Here is a 17,128-nt window from a genome sequence, read left to right on the forward strand (position 1 = left end):
TCACTTCCTCACTGGTGGTTGAGCCACGGCCGCATGGCTTCCATCCACATCTTTCTCGCCTTCTGGGCCTCCCCGGCAAGGTCGGCCAGCTTGGGAAACTCGCCTTCGATCATGACGAAGTCGCAGATCAGGGCACCGTCGACCAACGCTGTCCAGGTTTCGTGGAAGTGGGCGAAAGTCTGGCGGAGATGAGTCTCGTACGCCTCGATATGGCGAGACTGCAGTTCTCGATCCTCTGCCGCGCGGGTCACTTCCCACTGCGGGATCACTCGAACAAAAGATGACTTTTGTGGCGTATCCGAGCGATCGGGATCGAGCACCCCAGTCCCTCGGTGATGCAGCTCAACAGTCTCCAAGCACAGTGACATGAAGTCGTTTTCGCGAGTACATTCGGCGATTTCTCGGAATGCGGTGACGGTTCGCTCCAACATCCGGGCATCGTGAGACGTAAGCGCCTTGTTCAGTTCCTCAGCCAGAGCCTCGATCCGCCTGCCTGTGGCGCGAAGGTGCTCGGTGGACGACTTCCATGCCTGGATGACGTCGTCGAGAGGAACCGGCCAGTAGTCGTCTGATCCCTCCGGTTCCGGTTCGTTCTTGACGTCATCGAAGGACAACTGATCGTCATGGTCGGACATCGACAACCTCTCATGCCTTGACGGCCCGGTCGAAACACCGGTTCGGCTTGCAGAACTTGTTCTCACTCAATCACCGGGCGGCTGCGGCGGCCGCGCAGGGGACCAACGTTCAGGGACGTGATCTGGTCGAACTCGCCGTGCAGGAAGACGGCTTCGTCCCAGCAACAGGGGCCGGTGCCGGGACGAAGCGTGGACGACGGGTGCGTGGAGCGCGTGCCTCAGTCGTCCTGGAGGCTGGTGGTGGACCACTCGTTGGCGAAGTGCTCCATCTGCTTCAGCACCAGGTCGATGGCCTCCGGGGCCTGGTCCGGCGGGTAGTTGCGGCGGGCCAGGAGGCGCTTGATGGCGCTGCGCAGTCGGGCCCGGACCGGCTCGCGGGCGATCCAGTCCGGCTTGAGCTTGCTGCGTACCTCCGCGACCAGCTCGCGGGCGATCCCGGCCAGCACCTCGTCGCCCATCACCGAACGCGCCGTGCCGTGGTCGGCGACCGCGTCGTAGAAGGCGAGCTCGCGCCAGTCCAGCGGCGGGTCGAACTTCTCACCGCGCCGGCTGTCCTCCATGACCTCCTTGGCCATCTCGATCAGCTTGGCGATGAGCTCCGCGCTCGTGTACTGCTGCCGCATGTACCGGACCATGAGGTCCTGGAGCCGCTCGGAGAAGGTCGTGCGCCGCACGACGTTGTGCCGTGTCACCTCGCGCATCTTCTTCTCGATGAGTCGTCGTAGCGCCTCCGCCGCCAGGTGCGGGGTCTCGCTGTTCAGCAGCCGGCCGACGAGCGCGTCGTTGAGCTGCGTCAGGTCGGCGGTCTCCAGGCCGGCCTCCGCGAACAGGTCGGTCACGCCGCTGGTCTCGACGACCGAGGAGGTCAGCTGAGCCAGGTACAGCTCGACGTCACGGGCCACTGGCAGGCCGCGTGCCTCGCGGTCCATCGCGTCGTACTTCGCCATGTAGGCGCGGACCTCGACGAAGAACTGGATGTCCCGCCGCCAGGCCGGGTGGTCCGGGAACCGCTCGCCGATGTTCGTGGCGCTGCCGCACAGCGCGTAGAAGCGCTCCAGCCGGTGGGCGTGGTCGCGGAAGCGGCGCCCGAGGGTCTGCCGGGGATCGTCCAGCTTCTCCGGGTCGTTGCCCGCAGTCTGCGGGTCCCGCAGGTAGTTGGCGGCCCGGATGGCGGCGTCGATGAACGCCGTCCTCACCGGCATGGCCAGCCGTTCCCGCCAGCCGAAGCCGCGCAGGATGTCGGAGAGCACGTCGTACTCGTTGCGCAACTCGTCCAGCGCCCGGTCGAGGTCCTGGCCGAGCGTGCGGTCCTCCTGGTCGGCCTCGGTGTACTCGGCGATCGCCCGCTGGAGGTTCTCCGTCAGTGGCGCGTACCCGACGAGGAGGCCGTCCTGCTTGGCACGGAAGCGGCGGTTGACGCGGGCCAGCGCCTGCATCAGATTGGCGCCCTTGAGCGGCCGGTCCAGGTACATCGTGTGGACCGGCGGGGCGTCGAAGCCGGTCAGCAGCATGTTGTTGACGATGAGCAGCTCCAGCTCGTCGTCGGGGTCCTTCGCCCGGTTGATGACCGCCTTGCGCCGACCGTCGCTCAGGGAGTGGGCGAGCAGGTGGTCGGGGTCCTTCCGCGAGTTCGTGGAGAAGACGACCTTCATGGCGCCCTTGTCGATCTCGTCACTGTGCCACTCGGGCCGCAGCTCGCGCAGGGCGTCGTAGACGCGGACGCAGATCTCCCGGGTCGCGCACACGACCATCGCCTTGCCGGCCGCACCGCCCTTCTCCGAGACGCCGACGAACGGCTGCATCCGCTCGCGCCGCGCCTCCCAGTGCTTCACCAGGTCGTCGGCGAGGTCCCGAATGCGGGCGGGCGTGCCGTACATCGCGTTCATCGTGGCGACGGCCTGCTCGACGCGGCGGCGCTCGGTGTCGTCGAGGCCGTCGGTGATGCGGTCGGCTTCCTCGTCGATCTTCGTGGGATCGACGTCCTTGTCCAGGACGAGCGAGATCACCCGGCTCTCGTGGAAGACCTTGACGGTGGCCCCGTCGTCGGCGGCCCGCTTGAGGTCGTAGACGTCGATGTAGCCGTTGTACTCGCCCTTGTCGCCGAAGACCTCGCGGGTGTTGCGGTCGGCTTCGGAGATCGGGGTGCCGGTGAAGGCGAGCAGGGTGGCGTGGGGGAGCGCGTCGCGCAGGTGGCGGGCGTAGCCGTCGAGGGAGTCGTAGTGGCTGCGGTGCGCCTCGTCGACGACCACCACGATGTTGCGCCGGTCGGAGAGGAGCGGGTGGTCCGCGCCGGACTCCTTCTCTTCCTTCGTCCGGCCGAACTTCTGCAGAGTGGTGAAGAGGATGCCGCCGACGTTCTTGGCCGCCAGCTTCTCGCGCAGCTCGGCCCGGGTCTGCACCTGGTGCGGGCTTTCCGGGAGGACTTCGCTCTCGAGGAAGGTGGAGAACAGCTGGTCGTCGAGGTCGGTGCGGTCCGTGATGACCACGACCGTCGGGTTCAGCAGCGCCGGGTCGCGCATCACCATCGTCGTGGTGAGCACCATCTCCTCGGACTTGCCCGAGCCCTGCGTGTGCCAGACGACGCCGGCCTTCCCGTCGCTCGCCGCGGCCTCGCGTACGGCCTCGACGGCGCGGGTCACCGCGTAGAACTGGTGCGGCTTGGCGATCCGCTTCATCCGCTTCGACGGGACGAAGTTGATGAAGGACCGGACGAGGGAGAGGAAGCGCGGCTGGGTGAACAGGCCGTGCAGGGCGAGGTTCTGACCGGAGTCCCATATGCCCTCGGCCTCGAGCACGTCGACACGGTTGCCGAACTCGTCCGTGTTCCACGGCGCGAAGTGCTCGTACGGGGTGAAGGGCGTGCCGTACTTCGCGGTGATGCCGTCGGAGAGCAGGACCACCGCGTTGTAGCGGAAGGCGGTCGGGAACTCCTGGACGTACCGGGCGACCTGCGAGTGCGCCGTCTGGAGCGTGGCGTCCTCGTCGCCGGCCCGCTTCAGCTCCAGCACGGCGAGGGGCAGACCGTTGACGTACAGGACGACGTCGAAGCGGCGGTTCTTCTCGCCGTCGATGACGGTGACCTGGTTGAGCGCGCGGTAGACGTTCGCGTCGGAGTCGTCCAGGTCGACGAGGCGGATGGTCGGGTTGTGCTCGGCACCGAAGGCGTCGGTGTACGTGACGGAGCGGATGCCGGTCGTCAGGTACTCGTGGGCGGTGCGGTTCTCCTCGTACGTGTCCTGCGACGCCGGGGTCGCGGCGGTGGCGACGGCCTCGCGGACGGCGTCCGGGGGGAGGCCGGGGTTGAGCCGCTCGACGGCCTCGCGGAGATCGGGGTAGAGGATCAGGTCGTCCCACGACTTGCGGTGGTCGGAGCCGGGGGCGAACGCGTTGCCGGGTGCGGGTTCCCAGGCGAGCTCGGCGAGCTCCTCGAGGGCGAGGAGCTCCCAGTCGGCCTCGTGGGGGCGGTGGTTCTCTCTGCCGTCGTCCTCGTTCGTCATACGTGGTCCTCGACAATCTTCTCGGCGTCCTTGACGCGCAGCCGGCCGGACATGAGCTGGGGGAGGAGGGTGTCGCGGAGAGTGGCGAGTAGCCGGTTCTCACTCTGCAGTGACTTAACATGGGAGAATGCCGCCGCGGCTTCCTCACCAAAATTCGCTAGGGCTTCAGCGTTCGGCCGGTTTACGAAGTAGTTAGCCACATCCGTCGCGCTCACCCGCTGACGTCCGGAAGTGCCGGCCATATTACGAATGGCGTGTGCGCGGAATCTTTTGTCGCGCGCCAAGAAATAACTGAGTTCTCTAGGAACCCCATCACGGGATCGCATGACGATAAATTCGGTGGATCCGAGCCCCACTTCGCCATCTTTCATGAAGTTGACATATCCGGTCTTTCCGTTTTCCAGGCAGGGGGTGATGCGTGCCATGAGGGTGTCGCCGTTCATGAACCGTGGGCCGGACTTGGGCGCCCTCCGCGTCCAGTTTGGGATGCTGGCTTTATCGGTCTGCAATGCCGCCATGTCTACATAGACCGGCTCATCGGTGGAGGGCTTGGTCAGCTTGGGATTGAAGGTGATCAAGTCCGTGACCGGAATAGCGTGTTCATTGTCGGGTTCGTCGGACAGACCCATCACGGTGTACTTATAGCGGAGGATTTGCTCGTATGTGGCCGAGATGCGCTCATTGACGGCGATCTTGTCATCCAGCGCTCCGAGCAGGGCTGCGATCGCCTGCTGCTCCCTCGGCTCCGGTAGAACGACCGGCACTGCACCGAGAATTTGGGTATTGAGGTTCGGCATAGTCGCCCCGACCGCGTGACGGGTGATCCAGTCACGCACCTCAGGGTGACCCAGGTAGTAGGATAGGAAGAGGGAATTCACCCCCGCCCCTGGACGGACGCGAAGGCAACCGGTGCCGCACAGCCACCCCTCCTGGGCGAGGCGTACCAGTGCACGTCTGGTGACGTCGCCTCGGCGTGAATAGACGATGTCACCGTTCCTCAGCAGGTACTTCGACAGCCGTTGGGCGTCCGCAGGCGTAATGTGCGCAATTGCATCCTCGCGGATTACATTCTCGCCGAGGTCCTGCGGCATGACGCTCGGGATGCCCTTCTCTACATAGTCAGACGCGTGCAGTTGGCTGCCGAAAGGACCGGTCTGAATTCCTCCACCATCAGAGCACGCGGCCGCGAGCGTCGTGCGTCGCCACTCGCTGGGCGAGTCTGCGAGAAGAACGTCATTCACCTAGGCCCCCCAGCTGCTTCCGAACCATCTTTTCCAGACCAGCCGACTCCTCGAAGAGCCCGAACAGTTCTTCCGTTAGCGAGGCGATCCTTCTCGCCACCGCTTCCGCATCTTCTTCCTCCGTCTCGACGGCACCCACATACCGTCCCGGCGCCAGCACATACCCGTGCTTCCGCACCGTCTCCAAGTCGGCTGAGAAGCAGAACGCCGGTTCGTCCTCGTACGTCAGCCCCTCCGCGCGTGCCGAGGCCGTACCTCGCCACGCATGAAACGTCCCGGCGATCTTCGCGAGATCCGCTCCCGTCAAGACCCGCTCGGTCCGGTCGACCATCTCGCCCATGCCCCGGGCGTCGATGAAGAGGATCTCGCCGCGCCGGTCCTCCAGGCGTTTCGCGCCCTGCGGGGTCTTGTCCTTGGCCAGGAACCACAGACACGCCGGAATCTGGGTAGTGCGGAAGAGCTGGGACGGCAGCGCGACCATGCAGGCCACCAGGTCCGCCTCGACCAGAGCCTGACGGATCTCGCCCTCGCCACTCGACTGGGAGCTCATCGAGCCGTTGGCCAGGACGATGCCGGCCGTACCCCGCTCGCCCAGCTTGGCGATCATGTGCTGAAGCCACGCGTAGTTGGCGTTGTTCCGCGGCGGCACCCCGTACTTCCACCGCGCGTCGCCCTCGTCCCGTGCCCAGTCCTTGATGTTGAAGGGCGGATTGGCCATCACGAAGTCGGCCTTGAGGTCCGGGTGCTTGTCGTCGGCGAAGGTGTCGCCCCAGCGAGCGGCGAGGTTGCCGTCGATGCCGTGGATGGCGAGGTTCATCTTGGCCAGACGCCACGTGCGCTCGTTGAGCTCCTGGCCGTAGACCGCGATGTCCGCCTTGTGGCTGCGGCCCCGGTGCGCCTCGATGAACTTGCTGGCCTGGACGAACATGCCGCCCGAGCCGCACGCCGGGTCGTACACCCGGCCCCCGTACGGCTCCAGGATCTCGACGATCAGCCGGACGACCGACTGCGGCGTGTAGAACTCGCCACCCCGCTTGCCCTCCGCCCGTGCGAAGTTCCCGAGGAAGTACTCGTACACCTCGCCCAGCACGTCCTGCGCCGGCTTGTCCTCGGTGCCGCCGAAGCGGGCGTCGCTGATGAGGTCGACGAGCTCGGCCAGGCGCTTCTGGTCGACGTTGTCGCGGTTGAAGATCTTCGGCAGGACGCCCTTCAACGAGGCGTTCTCCGCCATGACCGCGTCCATCGCCTCGTCGAGGAGCTTGCCGACGCCCTGGCTCTTGGCGTTCGCGGCGATCCACGACCACCGCGCGGTCTCCGGGACCCAGAAAACGTGGGCGCCGGTGTACTCGTCGCGGTCCTCCAAGAAGTCGTCGAGGCGCTCCCCGTCGATGCCGTCCTCGGCGAGCTCCTTCTTCAGCTCGTTGCGGCGCTCGTCGAAGGCGTCGGAGACGTACTTCAGGAAGATCAGGCCGAGGACGAACTCCTTGTACTGCGCGGCGTCGATGGAGCCGCGCAGCTTGTCTGCGGCCCTCCACAGAATCGCCTGGATCTCCTTGGCGGTGGAGGCGCTGAACAGCTCCGCCTGGTCGGTGGCTTTCTTTGTGCCGGGAGGCATGGGGTGGGACGTCTCCTTCGGTCGATCAATCGGTCGGTGTTCAGTCGGTCATGCGGTTCGGTCATTGGACCCGGGACCGGGAAGGTCCTGGAAGGTCAGCGTGCCGTCGGCCACGCCGGCGGCTGCTGTGCTGGCCAGGTCGTCGAGGGCCGCGCACTGCTCCCGCAGGAGCGCCGCCCGGCCCTCGACCTCGGCCAGCAGGGCGTCGAAGCGCTCGGCCTCCTCCCGCCCCAGGTCCGGGACGAGGAGATCCTCGATGCCTCGGGAGGCCCGTACGGCCCCGCTGGTGCGCGCGTACTCGGCGGCTGCCGCCCGCAGCAGCGCGGCCAGCACCCGAGGGAAGACCGGGGGATCGGCGTCAGGCCGTACCCGCAGGACGCGGGCCGGGGCCGCGACCACGGACAGGCCGGCCTCGTCGAGGTGCACGCCGAAGCGCGGGTTCGCGGTGACGACGAGGTCGCCGGGCTCGGTGAACTCGGCGTGGTCGTACGCGGTGAGCAGTAAACCGCGGTCGATGCGGCGGCCGCCCGGGCGCGCGATGCCCAGGATCTCCTCAGGGGTGAGCACCGTGTAGTGGCCCTCGGCCGTGATGTGCTCGGGGGCGATCCGGTGGCCGGGGCGGCGGCGCAGCCGGCGCTGCTCGATCAGCCGCCGGACAGTGGTGCGCTGGGGCGGCTGCTGGTCCTCGGGGCGCAACACGGCCTGGACGCGCAGCGCCGCGCGCAGATCGGCCCGGTGGCTCGCCGAGGAGTGCTCGTGGAGCTCGATCAGGCGCCGCTCCAGGCCGCTGATCCGAGCCGGCCGCTCGATGACACCGCGCGTGTAGCGGGACTCGTGCGGGCGGTGCTGCGGGGTGAAGGGGCTGCCCGGCCGGTCGTCGAGGTCCTTCGCGGGGACGATCACGGCGTGGCGCGGCTCGTGCCTGCGGTCGCCGCGCCAGCCGGAGGCGCGCCAGATGGCGATGTCCTCAGCGAGCGCGTCGAGGACCGGCTCGGTCAGCGGGCGGGCGGAGAGATCGGCGAGGAGGACGAGACCTGTGCGCTCCTCCTGTGTCGTGCGGGACAGGACCCACACGGCGCTGCGGTAGCCGGGGCGGTAGGGGAGCACGCCCTCGGGGAGGCCGATCGCGGCCTTGAGCAGACCGGAGCTGAGGAAGGAACGGCGCAGGCGATCGGCGTCGTCGTGCCGGGGCAGGGGCCCCACGAGGACGTCGGCGGGGCCGAGGACGACAGCCGTGGAGCCGGTGCCGAGATAGTCGGTGAGTGCCTGTATCCGGTCCAGTACCGTCACGGGGTCGCGGGCCTCTGCGGCCTCGTACGGCAGGACGCAGACCAGCAGGTGGGGGTCGCCCCATACGTCTACGGAGGCGGCCAGTTCCTCGCCCTCGGTGACGTCGAGCTGGAACTCGTACACCCCGCGCACCAGCATTCGGCGGCGTACGAGCCGGACCCGGTCCGGGTCGGGATCGCAGGCGAGGTAGGTGTGGCCGGAACCCTCCGGTGCCAGGGTGTGCAGGGCAGCGAGTAGGTCGCCGGTGCGGGCGTACGGCGTGGCGAGGACGGATTCCTCGCTCAGGTCTTCCACCCCGGCCAGGGCGGCGAGCGCATGGACCACGGCCGGGGCGGGCTCGTCGGCGGCCGGGTCGTGGGAGCCAAGGCGTCTGCGGGCCTCCAGTACCCAGTCGAAGGCCTCGGCGGGGGTGTAGGCGGCCTCGGTCAGCTCGTCGGCCAGGGTGGCCAGGGCCGGGCCCCTGGTGTCCGCGGAGCTCGTGGACCCCGCAGAGCCCGTGGAGCCGCCGGTGTGGTCGTCCGGACCGCCGGGTACGGCGCGCAGCTCCGACAGCAGGAACTGGTCCTCCGGGTCCAGGTCGGCGGCGCGGGCCAGCAATCCGGCCCAGTCCTGGCCGGAGACGGGCGCGTCGAGCTGCTGGCGCAGGCAGATCAGCGCGGTCAGCGCCCCTACCAGGACGGGAGCCGGCAGGTCGGGCGTACGCCAGGCGGCGAGGGTGTACAGGGCCAGCTCCGCGCGAAGACGGCGGGCATCGGTGTTGCCGCGACCGGTCGACGTCAGCCAGTCGACGATCGCGCGGCCGTCGAACAGGGGCCGGTCGTCCACGTGGGCGACGGGCGCGGGAAAGTCCGGGTGTCGGCGGCTCCAGGTGGTGGGCACAGGCCGCCGCACCTGGGCGAGGGCGGCAATCTCGGCGTAAGTGATCCGCCAGGCCGGCGTCTCGGGCACGATGGGCGGTACGGCTTCGCGCGCGGTGGTCACTCGGCCCCGTCCCCCCTCTGTGTCGGACCTGTTCCTCGTAGCCGCTCCCGGGTGGATCGCCCGGTCTTACTACGGCAGGCAGAACATTACAGCGAGGGGGACATTGAGCTCTCGATCGGCCTGATAACCGGGGTTACCAGATAGTTCGAGAGTCTCCGAATCGGATCAGGTGCACCGTTGGTGTCCGCTCACCGCACCACGTTCCGTACGGAGGTCCCACCATGGCCGACACGCCCTCGTTCCCGCCCGCTCCCCAGCAGCCCGGAGGCGCCGACCCGAACGCGCGTCCGGGCTCCGGTCAGGGCCCTGGTCCGCACACCGGGCCCGTGCCCGGCTGGGCCGGCGGCCCGCACCCGATGCCCACGGCGGCCGGGCAGCCGCCCGCGTTCACGCCGCCGTCTGCCCAGGGCATGCCCACCGGGGGCAGGCCCTCGCGCCGCAAGGCGTGTCTCACTCACGGGGCGACGGCAGTCGTCGCGCTGATCTTCGGTGCCGCGATAGGCGGCAGCGGAGAGGCCGACGGCACCGCGGAGGCCTCGGGGCCCGTCCCGGCCGTCACCGTCACCGAGACCGCACCCGCCGGGAAGGGCGCGGACGCGCCGGAGCCGGCGGTCACCGTCACCGAGACGGTCAAGGAGACGGTCACCGCCAAGCCGAAGCCGACGAAGAAGCCCGGCCCGCCGGCCAGCTTCGACGGGGACGGCCAGTACCTGGTGGGCGAGGACATCCAGGCCGGCACGTACAAGACCGCCGGGCCCCAGGACGACAGCATCATCCCCAACTGCTACTGGGCCCGGCTCAAGGACGCCTCCGGAGAGTTCGACGCGATCATCGCCAACGACAACCTCAAGGGCCAGGGCCGCGTGACCCTCAACAAGGGCGAGTACTTCCAGACCAACGGCTGTCAGAAATGGGAGAAGGCCGGCTGACACCTCCGCGCGTCCCCGGCTCTCCGCCCCGCTCACGGAACGCGCGGCCCGCCCCGCACGCTCGGCATCGACGTCGGCGTGGGCCTGCACGAGGGGCGTCCTGCTCCAGCACCGGCGGCTACTCCGGCATCCGCCTCGGCACCCAGGTCAACGTCACCGGCGCCGACGGATCCCTGGTCGCCACCGGCTTCCTCTCGACCGGCGAGAAGACCGGGACCGGCTGCACTCCTTCACGGTCGACGGCTCCCGCCGCCCCGAAGCTCCACACCGTCGAGGTGTCCCACCGCGGCGGTCTCACCCAGACCGAGGACGAACTGCGCGCCGACGGGCGCGAGTTCACGCTCGGCGACTGCCACGGACTCGGCCGCGGCACCGAGGAACTCGCACATGACCGAGCGCCACCCACTCTTACCCCCGTTCGAAAGGGCTGTGCCATGAGCAGCACGCGGCAGCGCAAGCACACCACCCGGAAGTCGACGCTCCACCGTCTCAAGGTGCCCCAGGGAGAGGTAGCCGACCTTCGGGGTCTGGTCCGAAACCGCTATCTCGAGAGCCCCGACCACACGGTGCGGGACTTCACTGCGGAGGGCATCGAAGGCGTGCTGGTCACCGGGGGAGTACCCCGCGAGCGGGCCGACTGGTGCACTGCGGTCGAAGCCATCACCGGCCTCGAGGTCAGCGAACGCAGCCACTCCGCCGCCGGTCTCATCCTGATGCGGACCGAGCGCGGCTTCTACGCCCTCAGCTACGGCGTGGGCCATCACATGCTCGACCCCTCCCACCGCGACGACGACTTCGGACTGGAGTTCGCCACGCGCAGCCTCGACGAGGACGGCGTCATCAAGGTCCGCAACCAGATCATGGACGGTCGGGGGCGGGTCGACGAGTATTCGGTCGCCCGTGGTGAGCGCATCGACGGCTTCGGACTCGACCGGATCGGCGCCATCGTCAGGCGCCTGTGCGGCACCGTCAGCGGCATCCCCCTGACGTCCGTACGGGACGGGAAGGCCCACCAGGTCAGGGTGGAATGCGCGGCGTCGACGATCAAGCTGCCGCTGGCGACCCGCCCCGAGGACTTCCTCAGCGATCTGCGGGCGATCGAGGAGATCTGCGCACGTCCCGAATCCCTTCCCGAACTGCGGTTCGTCGACCGTGTCCGCACCCTCGCCCCTTCCGGCCACAAGGCGGAGGAGGCGACGGGCGCCCTGGAGAGGCTGCTTGCGGACCCGGACAGTCCGCGCCTCGCCCTCAGCGTGCCGGAATCCTGTCTGGAGGCGTTCGGCTCCGCCCAGGCGTTCCGGCTCACCAGACCGAACCACGGCCGCCAGGAGGTGACCGACCTCAACCTGGCCGCCCTGCTGAGGTTCGTCGGGGACGAAGACGCGGGCGACCGGTTGAAGGCGCTCGGAGAGGTACGCGTCACGCTGTACGCCGACGACGACTGCCGGACTCCCGCGAGCTCCTCCACCAAGGGCTCCGAGTGGCTCATCGCCGACGTTCCGGTCGGGGCCCACCGCTACTTCTACGGGCAGGGGAAGTGGTACGAGGTCGGCGCCGAGTTCCTGGAGACGCTGGAGGAGGAGCTGCGGGAGCTGTTCGCGCGGAGGGGGACGGTGACCCTGCCGGCGTGGCCGAAGGGCGCACGCGACTCGAAGGGACGGGATTCCCACGACGAGGCCTGGTACAACGAAGAGGTCGCCAAGCAGCCGGGCTACACGCTGTTCGACAAGAAGACCGTCGTCACCGACAGGTTCAACGGCGGCGGCCTGGAGATCTGTGACGTTCTCGGGCCCCGGGGCGAGCTGATCTGTGTGAAGAAGGCGTCGCAGACTGCGTCCCTCAACCACCTCTTCGCCCAGGGGGTGGTCGCCGTCGAGACGCTCCGTACCGACCTTGAGGTGCGTGAGAAGTTTCGCGCGCAGGTGGCCGCCCGAGCCGGAGGCCACAGCGTCCCGGAGGATCTCGGTGGCCTCCGCGTGGTGTTCGGCATCCTCCTCAAGGAGGGGCGGGACATCACCGTCGACTCCCTCTTCGCCTTTGCCCAGGTGTCGCTCCTGAACGCGGCCCGGCGGCTGCGCGCCATGCAGGCCGAGGTGGAAGTGATCCCCATCCTTCGCTGATCACGGGAGGGCATGTCGCGGGCCAGGGCCGTATGTGGGCGACGCCTGCAGGCTTCGCGGACCGGGCTCGGCATCCGGCCGGGTGCCAGCACGATACCTGCACGTTGGCCTAGCTCCAGTTTGTCCGCTGTGCCCGTTGCCCCTGCGGCAAACGGCTCGTTGGGTCCTACGAGCGGGGGAGCGGTTCGGTGAAGGGGCGGGCAGCCGGGATGGCGCGGAAGCTGGGCCTGAACGAGGTTGTCGATCACTTCACGCTCAGCAGCAGGGACATCGGCTGGCTGTGCAACAAGACCGGCGCTGCCCGGCTCGGCTTCACAGTGCAGATGAAATTTCCGCTCTGGCGCGGCTTCGGAAATCAGCCAGCAGGAAGGGAAAACCGTGATCAACATGTACAAGCGCCTGGCACAGGCGTTCGTTTCCGGAGGTGGGGCCCTCGTCCTCCTCGCCGGTGGCATGGCGGTGGCCCCTGCCGCATCTGCTGTGTCCACTGAGTGCCCGCGCTCGGCTGCGCACCCGGTGGAGGACCCTGCTCTCTGCCTCTTCGACAAAAAGGGGTTCGAAGGAAGGATGCTGAAGTTCCGCGAATACGGGTGTCAGAACCTGGGCTCGACATGGGGATTCGACAACAGGGCAGAGTCGTACATCAACAACACCTACCACCGTGCTGTGCTCTACCACGGGGCCAGGTGCACTGGGACTTCCATCACTGCTGGCGCACGATCAGCAAGCAGCGATCTCGGTAACGCCAGCAACAAGATCTCATCGATCCGCATCTTTCGCTGACTGTCGACCGCTGCCCTGTTGCCGACGAGAGTGGCGTGCGTAGGAGCGCGCGGACCTGCTGTCTCGTTTCCGTTCCTCCGCACGTCACGGGCGGCAGATTCATGCCATCATCCGCCCACATTCACTCCGGGGGGACAGGGTGTCGATTCAGGTGCGGACCCGTCGCAGGCGGCTTCTGCTCGGGGGTGCCACAGCGGTCGCGGCCGTCGGCGGGATGACCGGGGACCTGATCTTCAGTGAGTTGAAGGGCAAGTGGGCGCTCGGTGCCTTCGGGGGCGCCGCCATGGTCGTGGCCGGCCTGACAGCGTTCCTGTACCGCCACTCGGCGGACGACCTCGCCGTGTCGGTACGGGCCGGACTGGAAGAGCGCCACCAGCTCCCCCCGGAACAGTTGCTGGTGGGGAGGGAGACGCTCAGCAGCAGCCTCGTCGAACGGCTCCGGGACGTGCCGGCCCCGACGAGCGGCACACTCCCCGCGGACCCGTCCGCCGGGCAGTGTGCCGTGACCGTCGTCCACGGCGCGGCCGGTACTGGGAAGACGGCACTCGCCCTGCACGCGGCGCACCGCGTCAAGGAGCACTATCCCGACGGTCAGCTGTACGTCGACCTCAGAGGCGGCACCGCCACGCCACGTGACAGTGGGGAGGTGCTGGAGGTGTTCCTCCGGAATCTGGGGACAGCGCAGGAGGACATCCCACGCAACGTCGACGACCGCTCCACCCGCTTCCGCAGCCTCACGAACGCCATGCGCCTGCTGATCGTGCTCGACAACGCACACAGCACGGAACAGATCCAGCCGCTTCTGCCCGTGGGGGCCGGCTGCTCGGTCCTCGTGACGAGCAGAAGGAACCTGTCGGCAGGGAACATCACCAGGCGCCACCCGCTGAAGGTGGAACTCCCCGCGGAGGACCAGGCGTTGGCCATCCTCAGCGCCATGCGGGCCGAGAGCGCGTCGCCGCGGAACCCGGCGCGGCCCTGGACATCGTTAAGTTCTGTGACAGGCTTCCGCTGGCCCTGCGCATCGTCGGCGGGAAGATCCACGCACGAGAGGACCTGACGCTCCGGCAGATGCGAGCGAGGCTCGCGAACGAACAGGCGCGGCTGCACGAGCTGGTCCACGAGAACGACAGCCTCCAGACATGTCTCTCCCTCATCTACCGGGAACTGCCGGAGAGCGCACGGCAGGCGTTCGGGCTGATGTCCTCCCTGCCCGTGGGTACGCTGACCGACTGGCATGTCGGGGGAATCCTGCCGACATCGGCCATGGCGGGCGGGGTGTGTGACGAGCTCGTGGGCGTAGGCCTGATGGAGGCCCACCGGCACGACGACGCAGAGCCCTCCTACACCCTCCACGACCTGGTGCGCGTCTTCGCCCGGGAGCAGTACGCAGACTTGCCCCCGGACGAGCGCCGCAACGCCGAGCAGCGTCTGGTCACCGCCTACCGGGAAGCCGTCGTCTACCTGGCGGCAGCCCGGGCTCCCGAGCTCGACGCCGAAGCTGCCGGCGAGCGGCCGGGAGACCTGGATCGCGAGACGGCCGGCTCCTGGATGGCGCAGGAGAGCGAACGCATCCGGTGGGCGATCACCCGCGCCCGCCGCCTCGGCATGGAGCCCCAGGGAGCGGAGATCGCCGAGGCCCTGACCTACTTCCTCGACGACGTGAACCTGTCCCCGGACTCCGCCCGATACCTCTTCGACGAGAGGTCCGAGCAGCGCACCCGGGTGATCCGGAGCCTGCGTCGTGGCCGCGCCGAGGTCGCCCTGGGAAACAATCTGCCGGACGCCGCCCTGGAACTCTTCCTCCCGGGCGGATCCCCCGATCCAGCCGTCACGCCGACGGCACGGGACCGGACGGTCATCGCGCGTGCCTACGCGGCCAAGAGCGACTACCCGGCAGCCTTGGACCACATGAACACGGCTGTCGGGGAACTGCGCACGGAGAACGACCTGTGGCATGTCCAGATCTCCCTGGAGAAGCTCGGCGAGTTCCAGCGGTGGCGCGGGCAACCCGAGGAGGCGGAGGAGAGCCAGCGGGAGGCGCTGCGGCTGGCCGAGGGGTTCGGGGACAGGCGGGCACAGGCGAGGCTTCGGCGCACCCTGGCCGAGACGCTCGGATACCTGCGCAGGCCCGAGGAAGCCGCCCCGCTCCTGGAGCAAGCGATCCGTGACTTCGGCGTCCTGAACGACAGGGTCTGGGAAGCGCGGAGCCAGTACGCGCTGGGCAAGATCTACCGGCTGCTCGCCCGCCGCCAGGACGCGCTGGAGGCCTACGACAAGGCCGAGGACATCCTGGGCCCGATGGGCGAGCGGCAGTGGCTCGGCCGCATCGACAATGCGCGCATCCGTGTGTACGTCGGCATGGGACGGTTCGACGACGCCTGGGCATCGGCACGGGCTGCCCTTGGCCTGTTCCGGGAGCTCGGGGACGACATGTGGTACGCCCACACCCAGCGAGACATTGGTCTGCTCCACGTGAAGCAGGGCCGCCCGGACGAGGCGCTGGCGCCCCTCACCGAGGCGATCGAGGTGACCCGGCGGGCCGGCGACGCGTACGCGGAGGCCATGGCCAGACACCTGCGAGGTGTCGCCCACCGCGAACTGGGTCAGCTGGACGAAGCACGCAGCGACCTGGAGGCAGCACTGGCCATCTACCGGGGTGGGGCGTACGAGTGGAACCAGGCGGTGGTCCTGCACGACCTCATCCCGGTGCTGCGCGCCGAGGGTGCGTCCGATGAGGCCGACCGCATGGAGTCCTCAGCGATCTCGACCAACCCGGCCTTCGTGCGGATGCCCGGGCGGGACGGTGCCCAGGCGATCCCGGATGAGGAATGACAGCCGGCGACCACGATCACCTGCAGCTACCTGTTGCTCGTTGGCCGTCCGTTGACGGCACTCACGTACGCCGTGACCGCTCCTAGTAGGCCCCGGAGTCCTGGCCCAGACACCAGGGAGCAAGTAACCCGCCGGTAGCTTCAAGTCGGTCACTTCCGCCGTTTCCCGGTGCTGGGGGCCTCGTGGAGCCGACTGGGTGAATGCCTGGATGGTCGATGGCAAAGGGGCGGGGTGTGCGGCAGGGGTGTGATCGCCGGAAGACGTGGTGGCGTGCTGGACGCTGGTGGACGGCGACTGGGACTTGGTGGCCGACAAGTCGGGCCCGACCCGGCTCGGCTTCTGCCCGATGCTCAAGTTCTTCGAGATCGTGGCGGACGCGAAGCGGGGGGAGCGCGAAGCCCGGTCAGAAGCACCCAAGCGAGGGCTGAGCGTAAAGGCCACGCCGCCCGCACCACGCAGGCATTCGCCGACCGTCGGCTCGGGACGATGCCGTCCCGGCCATGATCAATCTCAGTGCCAACCACGGTTCCATTGATCCCTGCGGCCGGTTCATCCGCTGGCGATCCTGCCGCTGACCGATCACCAGAAGACGGAGGACTCGGCGATCACCTTGCGCCGGGGTCCTCCGTCTTCAAGATCGATCTCGCCGAGGACCGACTGGGCCTAGCGGAAGACGGAGACGGTCCCGTCCCCGTTGCAGGTGGGACAGACGCCGTCACCGCCGCATTTGCCACAGTCCTTCTCTCGGGCGAAGCCATCGACCTTGCCCCTGCCCTTGCATGTGCGGCACTTGCCCCTGTGCGGGTCCGGGCATGACTTGCAACGAGGCACAGGAGTCCCCTTCCTCACTCGCGGTTCACTGCAGCCCCATAGTGCGGCACGAAGCGCCGCAGGCCCATAGCACTGCGAGGGGCACGGGATCACAGACCGGCGCTCGCTCCGAGGCCGATGCGCCGCTCTATGCCCTTCGTCGTGTACTGCGTGCTACTCGTGATGACCCGATACGGGCACCACGACAAGGCCAGGACCGTGCTTCGCCAGTCGAAGAAGAGCCGTGGTCACGAAGCCCTGCGATGGCCTCGGAAGAACGGGGCCGCAATGAGGGCCTCCAGCGCGGGGGTCGTCACGTCGCGCTCCCCCCGCTCGATCTCGCGGTCCGTTACTGAGCGCGACGTCTCGGCCGGTTCGGCGGCACTCCGACAGTG

Annotated in this window: 10 protein-coding genes; 5 read left to right on the forward strand and 5 right to left on the reverse strand. The window is 68.4% G+C overall.

Translation table 11 applies throughout. From position 1 onward, the window contains the following. Positions 1-8: 8 nt before the first annotated feature. The 5 genes from M6G08_RS35690 to M6G08_RS35710 all read right to left on the reverse strand — a co-directional run bounded on the left by M6G08_RS35690 (position 9) and on the right by M6G08_RS35710 (position 9,259). Positions 9-635: a hypothetical protein gene (locus M6G08_RS35690; protein ID WP_272591541.1), complete on the reverse strand. Its 627-nt coding sequence runs from the start codon at positions 633-635 to the stop codon at positions 9-11. 218 nt (positions 636-853) lie between these two features. After that, positions 854-4,132, reverse strand: coding sequence for a type I restriction endonuclease subunit R (locus M6G08_RS35695; RefSeq protein WP_272591542.1), 3,279 nt, complete (start codon positions 4,130-4,132; stop codon positions 854-856). Continuing rightward, the gene (locus M6G08_RS35700; protein WP_272591543.1) at positions 4,129-5,373 is read right to left on the reverse strand and encodes a restriction endonuclease subunit S; all 1,245 of its coding nucleotides are present in this window, start codon (positions 5,371-5,373) and stop codon (positions 4,129-4,131) included. Before M6G08_RS35700 ends, M6G08_RS35695 begins: the two co-directional genes overlap by 4 nt. Further along, positions 5,366-6,988 carry a class I SAM-dependent DNA methyltransferase gene (locus M6G08_RS35705; protein WP_272591544.1) on the reverse strand — a complete coding sequence of 541 codons (1,623 nt, stop codon included), beginning with the start codon at positions 6,986-6,988 and terminating at the stop codon, positions 5,366-5,368. The genes M6G08_RS35700 and M6G08_RS35705 overlap by 8 nt, the downstream gene beginning before the upstream one ends. Before the next feature lie 48 nt (positions 6,989-7,036). Then, positions 7,037-9,259: a hypothetical protein gene (locus tag M6G08_RS35710; protein ID WP_272591545.1), complete on the reverse strand. Its 2,223-nt coding sequence runs from the start codon at positions 9,257-9,259 to the stop codon at positions 7,037-7,039. A 221-nt stretch (positions 9,260-9,480) separates the two neighbouring features. Here M6G08_RS35710 and M6G08_RS35715 point away from each other — a divergent pair, with 221 nt between their 5' ends. From M6G08_RS35715 to M6G08_RS35735, 5 genes are all read left to right on the forward strand, one after another. After that, entirely contained in the window at positions 9,481-10,188 is a 708-nt protein-coding gene (locus M6G08_RS35715) for an Rv1352/Rv1906c domain-containing protein (RefSeq protein WP_272591546.1), read from the forward strand. Then, entirely contained in the window at positions 10,170-12,308 is a 2,139-nt protein-coding gene (locus M6G08_RS35720) for a DUF6119 family protein (protein WP_272591547.1), read from the forward strand. Before M6G08_RS35715 ends, M6G08_RS35720 begins: the two co-directional genes overlap by 19 nt. 387 nt (positions 12,309-12,695) lie before the next feature. Next, entirely contained in the window at positions 12,696-13,091 is a 396-nt protein-coding gene (locus tag M6G08_RS35725) for a peptidase inhibitor family I36 protein (RefSeq protein ID WP_272591600.1), read from the forward strand. 214 nt (positions 13,092-13,305) lie between these two features. Continuing rightward, positions 13,306-14,148 carry an NB-ARC domain-containing protein gene (locus M6G08_RS35730; protein WP_272591548.1) on the forward strand — a complete coding sequence of 281 codons (843 nt, stop codon included), beginning with the start codon at positions 13,306-13,308 and terminating at the stop codon, positions 14,146-14,148. 11 nt (positions 14,149-14,159) lie between these two features. Continuing rightward, entirely contained in the window at positions 14,160-15,923 is a 1,764-nt protein-coding gene (locus M6G08_RS35735; RefSeq protein WP_272591549.1) for a tetratricopeptide repeat protein, read from the forward strand. Positions 15,924-17,128 lie beyond the last annotated feature (1,205 nt).

Origin of the sequence: Streptomyces sp. M92 (assembly GCF_028473745.1) — a bacterium.
Taxonomy (GTDB): Bacteria; Actinomycetota; Actinomycetes; order Streptomycetales; family Streptomycetaceae; genus Streptomyces.